Genomic DNA, 13663 nt, shown 5'->3' with positions numbered 1-13663 from the left:
GTTACAATTTTTCCTGATTTCAATACAATTATAATTAAAGAGCTACAACAACCTTCGATTTCAGACTTTCCGGTAATTCATTTTCCTCTATGGAAATACTTAAAACGAAATGTACGCCAAACGATTCTCCAATTTTTTCCAATTTCTCAATCGTAGGAAGGACTTCTTGATCCTCCAGACATGCTATTTTCAAAAAGCTGTCAAAATACATCTGCTGCAAATCGTGATCCTGAGAGATAATACCGCAGATAAAACCAACAAATTCATCGCTGTTCGTAATCATGTAATCCATTGCATTAATTAAACGAATCTTATTGTTCAATTCATACATATGCTTCGTGCTTTTGTCTAAATATGTAATATTTCCTGATGCTGTTTTCACTTCGGCATTTACCATATCAAGTAAATGTTTTGTTTTGCCTTTTCCCTTATTACCTACTATTAATCGAACCATTGGTGAACCCTCCTATAGTAAATTCGGCCTATAAAAATCTTTAAATAGGCCTAGCTATATTATAGTTTATATTATATTAAAAAACAACTGTTAATTCTTTATTTCGCTTAACAATTCGGTCATATCCCCATAGAGAGTATCTCTCCCTTCGGAGCGGAGAATTACAGAAATATACGGCTTGCTTGAAGAGTCTCTGGAAAGCAATATTAAACAGTGTCCTGCAGCATTAGTCGTACCGGTCTTACCTCCGATTACAGTTATCGCATCGGGAGCATTCGTCTCTCCCTGCAAATAGAGATTTGTCGTATTCACGGAAATCTCTTTGTCATTCCCATTCCTATCCTTATAAACGGTAGTATAGGTAGGCATGGAAATAATCTCATTGAACAGCTCATAGCCTAAAGCCGCATTGAATATAAGGTACATATCATATGCCGTTACATAATGATTATCTGCTGTAAGTCCATGAGGATTCACAAAATTACTATTAGTAGCACCGATCACTTTCGCCTCCTGATTCATCAGTTCGCTGAAGCCTTCCACACTTCCGCCAATTCCTTCTGCCACCATAACGGCAGCATCGTTGGCAGAATTAATAAGAAGAAGATGAAGTGCTTGTATTAAAGTCATCTGATCTCCCTCCTTGATGCCTGCCATCTGAGCCCCTGATTCCGTAATCTTAACATTTGATGATGCTGTCAGAACTTCATCAGGAGAACCGTACTTTAACGCTACGAGCGCTGTCATCACCTTGGTAAGGCTGGCTGGCGCCAGCTTCTCATGCACATTTTTCGCATACAATGTTTCATCAGAAGATAAAGAAAAAAGAGCGGCTGAACTGGAATTGGTAATCTCTGCATCTCCGGTAATAGTACCGTCTACCACACATAAATCAGTAGCAAAAGGTATGGCAACATCCGCATTCTCTTCCAAATCAAAGATGCGGTAGCTGCTAACCGGATAATCGGGAGAATATGCCATGCTATAAGGCGTGCTGCCACACCCCGTAAGAAGGGCACATATCGCTCCCATACCTATATTCATACGAAGAATTTTATTATTTATACATCTCACGCCACTCTAAGTCTCCTCTGTCCAGGGATTTTATCAGAAGTTCCGCCGAAGCGAGATTGGTTGCCAAAGGAATGTTATGCACATCGCATAAACGTACTACATTGTTAACATCTGGCTCATGTGACTTCGGTGTTAATGGGTCGCGAAGAAAGATAACGAGATCCATTTCATTGTGTTCGATCTGCGCACCTATCTGCTGTTCCCCCCCCAGATGTCCGGCAAGATATTTGTGCACATTTAAGTTAGTCACTTCTTCGATTAAACGTCCTGTCGTTCCTGTAGCAAAAAGCTCATTTTTGCTCAATATTCCCTTGTAAGCGATACAGAAGTTCTGCATCAGCTTCTTTTTTGCATCATGTGCAATCAGTGCAATGTTCATAGTTATACCCTCTCTTATGTTAATATTTACTTTTACATTGTAAGCCAACGTTTAAAACAAAACCGATTCCAATATACAGGCTAAGAAGTGAAGTCAGACCGTAACTTACAAATGGCAACGTTACTCCCGTATTCGGAAGAAGTCCCGTAGTTACCCCTATATTCAAAAAGCCCTGAAATCCAATTAAACCTGCCATTCCGGCAGCTATGATGGAACCGGCAAGATCCTTGGCCCTTCGTGCCACTAAAAGGCATTCCAATGTAATTAAAATCACTAAAATAATTACCGTACATGTTCCGACAAAGCCGAATTCTTCTCCAATAACTGCAAAAATGAAGTCTGTCTGCGGTTCTGAAATAAAATTACCATTCTTCACAGAACTGATGACATTCGTCTTATAGCCCTTCCCCTCCAATTGCCCTGAGCCGATTGCCATGATGGAATTCAACTGTTGATAAGCCTCTGTCGTAGCATATTCTTCCGGATGCAGCCAGGCTAAAATACGAGTCTGCTGATAACCACGTATTAGTGATTGGTCGGGCTGCAAGATTATGGTCAGCGTAATTACAAATACCGGAACAATGACCGCCAACACACTGGATACAATCTTCCAATGCAATCCACCTACAAACATTATGACACAAAAAACAACTGCCAGTACGATCGTTGTCGATAGATTGGGCTGTTTGAAGATAAAAGCGAGCGGCGGCAATATAAGTATACAACATATGCCGATATTTTTAAATGTGTTGAGCCGTTCCTTATGTTTCATTATAAACTGTGCGTAAAACAGAATCAATAAGATTTTCGCAGTTTCCGACGGTTGGAATTCAATTCCGAACAATTCGATCCAGCGCTGGGCTCCATTCTTGGTCTCTCCCATTACCGCAACTAACGCCAGAAGAACAAAATTGCCGATATAAAACAACCAATTTAGCTTTAATAACACAGAGTAATCAAAAAGTGAGAGTACAAGCATCAAAAATAAGCCGAGAATAAAACCGGCAATTTGCGTTTTTTGCATAGACTCCTTTGCACTGCCCACCGCAAAAATGCCGATTACAGTAAGGGAAATCACTAAAAGAACAAGTTTAAAGTCATAATCCCGTATTCTATATTGTTTTAGCATAGATTTTCCCTCCAATCCGGATACCCGGTTTTTTCTTTCTGTTGATAAAATAATCCTTAATTATTTATTTACATCGATAATCGGAATGCTGGCATACAGAGACGGCATCTTGCCTCGTCCCTTTGTTCCGGTCTTTGTAATTTGTATTTCCATGCTTTTTGCATCTATTTTCATATATTTTGAAATCACTTTGGCAATATCCGTCTTAATCATCTCCATCATTTCCGGAGAACAATTTACCCGGTCGGATATCAATAAAATCTTCAGCCTGTCTTTAGCTATTTCCCGGGAACTCTTTCTTTTAAAAAATGTCGCGAATCCCATTTAAAAACCTCCTTAATTTTTATGGAATATACCTGTTACTCTTGTCCAGAAAGAAACCGTCTTTTCAAAATCAATGAAAGGGATTTCTTTGCCGAGCACACGCTCGCAGATATTCTGGTAAGCTCGTCCGGCCATTGTATCATTTCCAACAAGAGGTTCTCCCTGATTGGTTGCTATCACTACGTTTTCATCGTCTGGTACAATACCGATTAAGGGTATGGATAGGATGTCCACCACGTCTGCGGCACTCATCATATCTCCCCTTTTCACCATGTCATAGCGCATCCGGTTAATAATTAAGTCGATTTGTTTGAATTCATTAGCCTCCAGCAGACCGATAATACGGTCAGCATCTCGAATCGCCGACACTTCCGGCGTCGTTACGACGAGCGCTCTGTCGGCACCTGCAATGGCATTTTGAAAGCCTTGTTCAATTCCTGCCGGGCAATCCAAAATGACGTAGTCGAACTGTTCCTTCAATTGGTGAATCATCTTTATCATCTGCTGGGGCGTTACGGAAGATTTGTCCCTCGTCTGTGCAGAGGGCATCAGATAGAGACTCTGATGACGCTTGTCCCTGATAAGAGCTTGCTTTACCCTACACTTTCCTTCAATAACATCTACCAGATTATAGACAATCCGATTCTCAAGTCCCATAACAACATCAAGATTCCTCAGTCCGATATCTGTATCGATAAGGACTACTTTTTTACCCATCGCAGCCAGACCTGTACCCACATTTGCTGAGGTAGTGGTCTTGCCTACCCCGCCTTTTCCTGATGTGACGACAATTACTTCACTCATAGTTATCCTCCAAAAATGAATAATTTCGTCCCCTGAGTCCTCCTGGCGCGTATATGTATTTTATAATGCCAGGCCGCTCAGTAATTCTTTAGTAATGGGTTCCATCACAACTCTGTCGTTTTTTACATAAGCAATCTTCGGTTGTACTTTTGGTTTGATTGGCCATTTAATTTGTCTATCGCTATTTTTATATTTGAAATCGCCAATTTTTAATTTCTCCGGCGACATTTCAAGTGCAACAACGAAATGACCTTCCTCTCCATTTGCTCCGGCATAAGCCTTTCCAAACAGCCCTCCCAGAATCACGATATCTTTTGTGGAAATAATGGAACTTCCGGGGTAAACATCGCCTAACACTACGATGCTTGATTCCGTTTCTAAAATCTGCCCATTTCTTAAAGTTCCACGATAAAAATGTCCTTCATTCTCCTGTTCGAGATCGCCATAGTCCAGTTGCTGAAGCGCTTTCAAATAATTTTGATTCGTCTCCTCATCTTTGCCTACAAGGCATACAATATGAAGGTCTGAATTCATGCTTATCGCATCCAAAACCCGGCGCTCTTCATCTTCCGTCAAAGACCTGCCATCCAAAGAAATTGCCATTTTCGCATTTTTGAAAAAACGGCTGGACTCCTTGAACTTAAAGGCTACCTCCTCTAATAATTCCTCAAAAGGAAGTAACGGGTCCAGATATACGGAAATCCCGTTTTGAAAGCTTTTGATGATTACAGCATTTTTCATTATAAATCTCCATTCTACGATTAATCTGTATTGATGCTGCCTCCGGTAAGCGCCTGGGCAGCACCTGTTAAGTCCTCTTCATCCGCCAGATTATAATAATACTTGATAACGTCCTTTACTATCTGGGCCGTATAATCGGAAGTATAGCCATTAGCCACTCTGGCTGCAATTGCAATTTCCGGATTCTCATAAGGAGCATAGCCAATGAAGAGAGCATGATTCGGGCGGCTCTTGCTTTCCTGAGCGGTACCCGTCTTTCCGGCAACGTTTACACTAAGATCATTGTAGTAAGCTTTGCCTTCCACTACTTTGCGCATGCCGGAATGAATGCTATCCCAATAAGAAGCATCCATATCAATCGTATTTCTCACTTCTGCTGAATAATCTTCCAAAACATTCTTGTTATGGTCGGTCAATTTATCTAATAATGTTAAATTATAGCACGTTCCGCTGTTCGCGACTGTTGTAACGTATCGCGCAAGTCCGACAGTTGTAAAGTTATTCGTACCTTGTCCAATCGAAGAGCGAACCGCATCTTCATCGGAAACCTGCGGTAAAGATTCTTCTATTTCCACTCCGGATGCTTCCGTCAATCCATACATATCCGCATATTGTGTCAGTTTTTGGAGCCCGATATCCGGAACATATCGATCACCTAAGGTTCCGAGCCTGTATCCTACTTCATAAAAAAAGTTATTGCAGGAATGCTGTATACCTCCCGATACATTCAAAGAGCCATGACTTCCTCTCGGCCATATCCAGCAATGGGGAGGAGGATCTATCTTATCGAAGGTTCCGGTACACACGATAGTACTCGATGGATTAATGGCACCCTCCATAAGACCTGCGGTTGCCGTTACCATCTTAAAGGTAGAACCGGGAGCAGTTTTCTGATAGGTTGCATAATTAATCATCGGTGTGGATAAGTCATTTAACAGCGATGAAAAATAATCGGCATCCACTCCGTTAGCCATCCGGTTATTATCATAGCCCGGATAAGAAACGAGAGCAAGTACTTCTCCATTATTGACGTCCGTTATAACTAAGGACGCTGAATGAGGGTCAAGTGCAAGCTGGGCCGGCGTAATATCCATACGTTTTATGCGCTCCAGCATAAAATCATAAGGGGAAATCACCCCTGATTGGAAACGTTCCTGCTCTTCTTCCTCCAATTCTACAAGCTCTTGCTCTAACAAGATACTGCAAATTTGCCTTCCGGATATATCGTTATTTCTTATCATATATTTATATATCTTTTTATTAAATGCTGAATTATTATCGATATTTGCAAAAATGTATTCTAATAAGTGAGCATATATTTCATCTGAATTCGAATATTGACTAGAAAGATCAAGCTTCGTTACATCAATCCAGTTTTTAGAAATAATATAATTTAAATATTCATGAAGACTGATTACTTCATCCGTCGTCCATGCAATATAGGTGGCGTCTGACTTATCGATTTCTTCTTCCATAATGACAGCATTCGCATAAAGCATTGATGTAATATAACTTTCATATACCTGATACTCTACCGGCAGAGAACTATATGGAGTTTTTTTCTCGTTAAGTTCCGTTTTTAATTCTTCCACTACAAGTTCCTTCTTGCTAAGGAAGCTTTCATATACTGCCTTTTCATTTTCTCCTGCACCGGGCTTTGTAAAATCACTCATATCTATAATATTATTGTTGAGCAGGGAGAAATAAACGTCATCTATCGGTATTAAAATATCGCTGCTTCCGGAGTTTTCTCCCGGGGTATACTCTTTAATATTTCGTATTTTCGTAAGGAGAATACTGGCCAGCTTAGATTCCAAAATATTATAAACAGCCTCTTGTAGGTCTTTATCGATCGTAAGATGTAAGTCATTGCCCGCAGTCGGTTCGATACGGTTACTCGTCTCAATTACCTTCCCCATATTATCGACAACAACGTCCTCAGAACCTTTCGTCCCCTGAAGCTGCTGTTCCATGGAATATTCAATCCCTGATTTACCCACCGTATCGTTCAGATCATATTTGCCATCTTCTGCCTGTAAACTAATAAGCTCCTCTTGGGACACCTTACCGGTATAACCGATAATCTGCGAAAAATAGACGCTGTCTACATATCGGCGCACCGTATCCTCTGCCACATCCACACCATTTAATGTACTCGCATTTTCCATTACAACAGCCACCGTTTCCTGACTCACGTTATAGGCTACTGTAGTCGCAATATATTTCTGGAAGCTATTCGTGCTTAACGCATAGCGAATGGTCAAAATCTTTATAATTTCCTCCTTCGTATACCCTTTTTGTGCAACGAAAGATTTGCTGTTACCCGGTTCTTCATATGTTCCGATGCCGAAACGATCCGTGGCACATAGGTCGTTCACGACTTCATCTGCCGTCTTGGTAGCATACTTATATCCCTTGTCCATCAATTCATCAATAGTTGTATATCCATAAATATCGGCCAAAAAGCGCTTAAGCTGCCTATCCTCTACCGCAAAGGCATAATTGCCGTCACTATCGAGAATAATATTGAAATCACTCACAATACTATCCCCATTTTGTTCAATCATCTGAATCAGCCTGTAAATTGTCTCATTAAGATTTGCATTCTTACTTCTGCCCGATTCATAGACATCCTCTAAGGTTACATTATAAGCCAGCTCATTATAAGCAAGATAATTACCGTTCCTATCATAAATATTTCCTCTCGTACTGGCAAGGGTTCTCGTTTTTGTTGTTTTTAAACGAAAATCATTCAGATAGGTTTCTCCATTTACAATCTGCAGAAGAAAAACCCGGTATATCATAATGGCACCGAGTGCAATAAATACTATAGTCAATATGAGCAAACGTATATTTACCGTATTAAAAAAGTTTTCTTTTAGATATTTGAAACGCTTAAACAAATTTCTTTGCACCCCTTTTCTCGCTATTTTCTAGTTTACGGTTAATCCAAAGTATAATGGGATACAGAAAAATCGTAATAACAATGGTGTAAACAATTTCAGGAAGAATAATGTGCCTGAAGTAATGGACAATATTGAACCTGGCACGCATCAAAAAGAGCAGGAGGTAGCATACCAGACCATAAAACAAATCGCTGCCGATAATGAGCACAATGGGAAGCTTGATATCCTCAGGATAAAAAATTCGGTTGAACTTGCCGTTGGTATATCCTATATACATGTAAAGAAGTGCATAAAACCCAATAACATCACCAAAAAATATATCGATAAAAAGACCGCTCAAAAAACCAATAAGAAGGCCGCTCCTTTCCCCTCTCATAAATCCGAAGGACGCAGTGAGCACAATGAGCAAATTAGGAACAATTCCTCCGAATGCAAGGGCCTGAAACACCGTACACTGCAAGAGAAAACATATAAATATTAAAAATGTCACAACGACTACGCGCTTCATTATGCATGCCTCCTTTCCCAACTAATTAAATCTTTTTCCCAAATGATTATAAAATCACTCCAGTGTCTGCTTCTGTTCAAGAATTACAAGTACCTCTTTCAAATGCTCGAAATCTACGGCGGGAGTCAGCAGTCCCGACTTCGTAATATTATTGGAATCAATCGTCAGGGTACTGATATAACCGATTAAGATATTAGGGAGGTATTTGTCGCTAATATTGGAAGTGACGATTTTATCTCCCTCCACCACTTTATCTGCGCTATCCACAAGCTGTTCGAATCGAATGACACCGGCAGCATATAGCTCTAAATCACCGGATACGATAAGGTTATCTGCCGTCGCCAATATTTGACCGCTGACATTGGAATTATCCGCAATAATAGAGGAGACTTTAGCCCAATTAGGACCCACATCTACGACACGTCCTACCAGGCCGCTTCCGGCTATTACATTCATATCCACCTGAATGCCATCCGCTTCTCCCTTATCGATGACAAAGGAATGAAACCAATTACCCGCATCCCTTGCGATAATTCTGGCCCCAACTTTCTCATAGCCTTCATACTGAGCATCGAGCTTATAAAGCTCTCTTAAATTAGTAAGCTCATACCTATCCTGCTGCAGCGTTGTATTGTCGATAGTAAGCTCATCGATTTGAGCCTTCAGTTCCTTATTTTCCCTCAGAAGATCTCTAATCTGCGCTAATTCTTCTGAGCGGCTGGACAACCATTTTCCCGCGGAACTGATCCCCCGTTCGAAGGGTACAATAACATAACCTACCGCAGTATTTAGCGGGCCGCTGAAAATATTCGTATTAAATGTGAGGATAATACTGCCTGCACAAAGAATTGTTAAAATAAAAAGGAGATATTTACTTGGTAATGTAAACTTCTCTCCTCTTTTCTTTATTATTGGACTCATTTGCTCATTCCTTCAATCGCATATGCTACTGATTTATAATTATCTTCTTTAATAATTTTGGAAAGTCCCAGCGCTACGCTCGTCATCGGATTCTCAGAAACTTGTACCTTGAGCCCCGTACCGTTGCTCATCAGCTCTGCCAGATGATTCACTTGTGAAGCACCTCCTGTTAAATAAATTCCATGCTTGTATATATCTGCTGCAAGTTCCGGAGGAGTTCTCTCCAAAATAACTTTTATGTTATCAATAATTGTATTGAAGTTTTCTTTTAAAGATTCATCCACTAAAGCAGTAGGAATAGCCCGTTCTACCGGAAGACCAGTCACGATATCTCTTCCATATACAATCGCATCTTTTTGTTCCTTGTCTAAGTCACGTAAAGCAATCTTTACATTCTCTGCTGTTTTCCCACCGATAATCAGGCTGAATTCACGGCGCACTGCCGCACGAATAGCATCGTCAAACTTCTGTCCGCCCACCTTGATCAATCGACTGAGCACAATACCGCCTAAGGAAAGGATAGAAATTTCTGTCGTATCATAACCTACATTTACAACGAGAACACCTTGTGAATTCTTCACATCGATATCCATGCCAAGTCCATCGGCTACGGCTTTTTCCACCACCATAATCTTTCTGGATTTCACATTGGCATCTTTAATCAAATCATAAAAAGCTCTTTTTTCCACCTCGGTTACATCGGTAGGTACCGCAATATAGTAATCGGAAGGCTTTAAATTCCCCTTTACTAAGTCACCGATAAAATATTTTATCAATGTCTGCATATTCTTAATATCGGCAATTACACCATTGCTCAGCGGATAAGAAATATGAATATTTGCAGGTGCCTTTTCGTACATTTCAAAAGCGGAATTTCCATAAGCAAAAAGTGTGTTTTTATTTTCGATGGCAATCATATTCTTTTCTGTTATAACATTGTCATCGTTCTTACTGTAGATTTTGATATTGCTTGTTCCCAAGTCAATACCGAATGAATTGTTTCCCAAAGTGACGAACCCCTTTCTATAGTAAACCAGCTTCTTTAAAGCTCATATATTTGTTATCTCCGATAATGATATGATCGAGAAGCTCGATATCGATCATACTGCCTATCCTTTTTATCTTGTCCGTAATCATCATATCCTGCTTGCTTGGAGCTGGGTCTCCACTCGGGTGATTGTGAAGAAGCATGATATAAACAGCCTCCGCTTTCAGCGCTGTCACAAATACTTCTCTCGGTGAAAGCAATGAGGTATTCACTGTACCTATAGACAAAAGACATTCTTCCAAAAGGCAGGAACGATTATCCAAAAGAAGAAGCATTACTCTTTCTTTCTTCTCATGCCTAAGCTTCTCCATGTAATAACCTGCCACCGAAGATGGATTAAGAAATTGCAGCTTTTCCCCGGCTCTGGCCATAGCCATACGCATAGAAAGCTCAGCAAGGCATTTGATTTTTACCGCCTTCACCTCTCCGATTCCCTTAATACTCATCAACTCCTTAACTGTCACGTTATGAAGACCGTTAAGTCCGTTTTCTTTCACAGAAGCAAGTCCAAGTATCTCTTCTCCCAGTTCCACCGGAGAACTTTCCACAGTACCTGTGCGAATGATAATGGCAAGAAGTTCCGCCTCTGTTAATGCTCCCGCTCCCCGTCTTAAGAATTTCTCATAAGGCAGCTCTGCATTGTTGGATGATGTCTGGATCAGACTTTTACTATTCATTTTACACTTCTTTCCCAAGCGCTCTCCGGGCAAAAGGAAAAGATTATTATAAGAGAAGCATTGCCTATATAAAACGGAAAATAACAATACCTGCAAAAATACCGATAATGCTCGCTATCGTTATCTTAATGGTCAGAGCAAAGGTAATGCTCAAAATACCGAGGTCCAAGATAACCGGGCTGGTCAACCCGAAGGTCTGTCCAAAATTCACCCACGAATTAGGAAAAAGGCTTCCGACAAATCCACCGAGAACAATACCGGCAAGGATTAACAAAAGACAAGTCCAGTTATTTTTCTTACGCATACAAAGCCTCCATAAATAATAGCATAACTACCATTCATAATATCACACATCGCATTTTATGTACATAAAATTCCAATATTTTTTTCTTAACTTTTCTTTAAATAATCAGATTTCTTTAGTAAAAACGACAAAATTCACTTTAAATTATCCATGGAGATTACACCGTCATCCAGAAGCTGCTGTACCGTTTTCAGAATACCGAACTTCGCATGCGGCCATGTCAAACCGCCCTGAAAATATACGGCAAAAGGCGGCTTAATCGGTCCGTCTGCCGATAGTTCGATAGAGGAACCGGAGACGAAAGCCCCGGCTGCCATAATAACTTGGCTGTCATAACCGGGCATATCCCATGGTTCCGGCGTAACAAAGCTATCCACCGGAGCCGCTGCCTGAATTCCTTTACAAAAAGAAATTACACCTTCAGGCGTTCCAAACGTCACCGCTTGTATAATATCATGCCGGGATTGTGCACCCCCCGGCACCACATCAAAGCCAAAGCGCTCATATAAATTGGCCGCAAAGACAGCTCCCTTCAGAGCACTTGCTGTTACCGTAGGTGCGAGAAAAAGTCCTTGATAAAAGGACGGTAATATTCCCAGAGAAGCGCCTACTTCTTTAGATAGTCCGGGAGATGTGAGGCGGCACGAAGCGTTTTCTACACATTCCCTTTTTCCGGCAATATATCCTCCTGTAGGAGCCAGACCGCCGCCCGGATTCTTAATCAAAGAACCTACCACCATATCCGCACCTACATCCGAAGGTTCTATCGTCTCCACGAACTCTCCATAACAGTTGTCCACCATGCATATAATATCCGGCCTGATATCTTTAATAAAGGAAATCAGCTCTCCGATTCTCTTCACCGACAGCGTGGGCCTTGTCTGATATCCTTTGGAGCGCTGAATAGTAACTAACTTCGTCTTATCATGAATAGCCTTTCGGATTCCCTCATAATCAAATTCTCCGTCGGAAAGCAAATCCACCTGTCTATAGGTAATGCCATATTCCGCCAAAGAACCTCTGGACGGGCGGATACCTATTACCTCTTCTAAAGTATCATAGGGCTTTCCTACCGGAGAAAGAAGTTCATCTCCGGGCCTTAGATTGCTAAGAAGAGCCAAGGCCAATGCATGAGTGCCGCATGTAATCTGAGGACGTACCAGAGCATCTTCCGTATGAAAAATATGAGCGTAGATCGTTTCCAGAGTATCCCGTCCCATATCGTTATATCCATAGCCCGTAGTACCGAGCAGACAGGCTTCACTCACCTTTGCTTCCTGCATCGCTTTAACGACTTTAAGCTGATTATATTCAGCTATTCTATCCACTTCCTCAAAACGCTGTATCAGTTCCTTCCATATCTTTTCCCCATAGGAATACACAACCTTCGATATTCCAAGAGCTTCATACATCTCCATCGTTTCAGACATTGTTAATTATCTCCTCATATTTTTTCATCATTGCATCCAAAATGGCTCTTTCATCATAGGAAAATTCATCCTTGTTCATCCATATCACATCTTTTTCTCTGCGAAACCAAGTAAGCTGCCGCTTAGCAAAATGCCTGGTATCTCTTTTGATCAAATATACCGCTTCTTCCAGAGATATCTCTCCTTCCAAGGCACTTAATATCTCCTTATAGCCAAGTCCTTGCATAGATACCATATTTTTATTGCATCCCATCTCTTGCAGTCTTTTCACTTCATCGACCAAGCCTTCCTGCATCATAAGGTCTACCCGCTTATCGATTCTCTCATAAAGCAAATCCCTTCTATCATTTAACACGAAATAACAGGAACAGTATGCAGAAATCTTTTCACGCTGCAATTCGTTGTGTTCCGATATCTTATGACCGGTGAGCATGTGAAATTCCAGCGCTCGTATCACCCGCTTCACATTGTTTTCATGAATGGCATCAGCGGCAGCCTTATCCACTTCTTCCAGCATCTGATGGAGCACTCCATTTCCTTTTGTCCTTACAAGCTCCTCTAATCTCTGCCTATAAGCTGTATTTTCTTCATTTTTTGTAAAATCAATATCATAAAGAATGGATTGGATATAAAACCCGGTTCCTCCTACGATAATAGGAACCCTACCCTTTTGATAGATTCCCTCCATACACTCTTTTGCAATCTTCTGAAAAAGAACCACATTGAATTCTTCTTTCGGCTCCAGGATATTTACCATATGATGAGGGATGCCTCCCATTTCCTCCGGTCGTATTTTCGCAGAACCGATATCCATATGGCGATATACTTGCATGGAATCGGCGGAGATAATCTCCCCGCCCACTTCTTTCGCCAACTGAATGGATAATGCGCTCTTCCCCACTGCCGTGGGACCTGTTAAAATAATAAGAGGTTTATTTGTCTTCTTCATACGCTATTGTCCTTT

At 41.0% G+C, this 13663-nt stretch carries 15 protein-coding genes; all 15 read right to left on the bottom strand.

What is annotated here, in order from left to right; all coding sequences use genetic code 11:
• Positions 1–34: 34 nt before the first annotated feature.
• The 15 genes from RBB56_RS00335 to miaA all read right to left on the bottom strand — a co-directional run bounded on the left by RBB56_RS00335 (position 35) and on the right by miaA (position 13648).
• Positions 35–454, bottom strand: a complete 420-nt coding sequence (locus RBB56_RS00335) for a twitching motility protein PilT (RefSeq protein WP_306720399.1) — start codon at positions 452–454, stop codon at positions 35–37.
• Between the two features lie 90 nt (positions 455–544).
• Positions 545–1528 (bottom strand): D-alanyl-D-alanine carboxypeptidase family protein, encoded by a 984-nt coding sequence (locus RBB56_RS00330; RefSeq protein ID WP_306720398.1) that lies wholly within the window; start codon positions 1526–1528, stop codon positions 545–547.
• Positions 1512–1907, bottom strand: a complete 396-nt coding sequence (locus RBB56_RS00325; RefSeq protein WP_306720397.1) for a methylglyoxal synthase — start codon at positions 1905–1907, stop codon at positions 1512–1514. Before RBB56_RS00325 ends, RBB56_RS00330 begins: the two co-directional genes overlap by 17 nt.
• Positions 1908–1926: 19 nt before the next feature.
• On the bottom strand, positions 1927–3036 hold the full coding sequence (locus RBB56_RS00320; RefSeq protein ID WP_306720396.1) for an FtsW/RodA/SpoVE family cell cycle protein: 1110 nt from the start codon (positions 3034–3036) through the stop codon (positions 1927–1929).
• Between the two features lie 60 nt (positions 3037–3096).
• Positions 3097–3360: a cell division topological specificity factor MinE gene (minE, locus tag RBB56_RS00315; protein WP_306720395.1), complete on the bottom strand. Its 264-nt coding sequence runs from the start codon at positions 3358–3360 to the stop codon at positions 3097–3099.
• Between the two features lie 12 nt (positions 3361–3372).
• The gene (gene minD, locus RBB56_RS00310; protein ID WP_306720394.1) at positions 3373–4164 is read right to left on the bottom strand and encodes a septum site-determining protein MinD; all 792 of its coding nucleotides are present in this window, start codon (positions 4162–4164) and stop codon (positions 3373–3375) included.
• Positions 4165–4224: 60 nt separating this feature from the next.
• Positions 4225–4905 (bottom strand): septum site-determining protein MinC, encoded by a 681-nt coding sequence (locus RBB56_RS00305; RefSeq protein WP_306720393.1) that lies wholly within the window; start codon positions 4903–4905, stop codon positions 4225–4227.
• Positions 4906–4925: 20 nt separating this feature from the next.
• Entirely contained in the window at positions 4926–7742 is a 2817-nt protein-coding gene (locus RBB56_RS00300) for a penicillin-binding transpeptidase domain-containing protein (protein ID WP_306720392.1), read from the bottom strand.
• Between the two features lie 58 nt (positions 7743–7800).
• Positions 7801–8319 (bottom strand): rod shape-determining protein MreD, encoded by a 519-nt coding sequence (mreD, locus tag RBB56_RS00295; RefSeq protein ID WP_306720391.1) that lies wholly within the window; start codon positions 8317–8319, stop codon positions 7801–7803.
• A gap of 54 nt (positions 8320–8373) precedes the next feature.
• Complete coding sequence (gene mreC / locus RBB56_RS00290) at positions 8374–9240, bottom strand: rod shape-determining protein MreC (RefSeq protein ID WP_306720390.1); 867 nt, start codon at positions 9238–9240, stop codon at positions 8374–8376.
• Positions 9237–10247 (bottom strand): rod shape-determining protein, encoded by a 1011-nt coding sequence (gene mreB / locus RBB56_RS00285; protein ID WP_306720389.1) that lies wholly within the window; start codon positions 10245–10247, stop codon positions 9237–9239. The genes mreC and mreB overlap by 4 nt, the downstream gene beginning before the upstream one ends.
• Positions 10248–10263: 16 nt before the next feature.
• Positions 10264–10965 (bottom strand): RadC family protein, encoded by a 702-nt coding sequence (radC, locus tag RBB56_RS00280; protein WP_306720388.1) that lies wholly within the window; start codon positions 10963–10965, stop codon positions 10264–10266.
• Between the two features lie 64 nt (positions 10966–11029).
• Positions 11030–11269 carry a DUF4321 domain-containing protein gene (locus tag RBB56_RS00275; RefSeq protein WP_306720387.1) on the bottom strand — a complete coding sequence of 80 codons (240 nt, stop codon included), beginning with the start codon at positions 11267–11269 and terminating at the stop codon, positions 11030–11032.
• Between the two features lie 134 nt (positions 11270–11403).
• A complete protein-coding gene (locus tag RBB56_RS00270) occupies positions 11404–12699 on the bottom strand; it encodes a methionine gamma-lyase family protein (RefSeq protein WP_306720386.1) in 1296 nt (431 codons plus the stop codon).
• The gene (gene miaA, locus RBB56_RS00265; protein WP_306720385.1) at positions 12692–13648 is read right to left on the bottom strand and encodes a tRNA (adenosine(37)-N6)-dimethylallyltransferase MiaA; all 957 of its coding nucleotides are present in this window, start codon (positions 13646–13648) and stop codon (positions 12692–12694) included. Before miaA ends, RBB56_RS00270 begins: the two co-directional genes overlap by 8 nt.
• Positions 13649–13663: the final 15 nt, after the last annotated feature.

The sequence above is a fragment of the Kineothrix sp. MB12-C1 genome, from assembly GCF_030863805.1.
Classification (GTDB): Bacteria; Bacillota; Clostridia; order Lachnospirales; family Lachnospiraceae; genus Kineothrix.
Note: the sequence above shows the minus strand (reverse complement) of the source record. Positions and strands in the feature narration are given on the sequence as shown.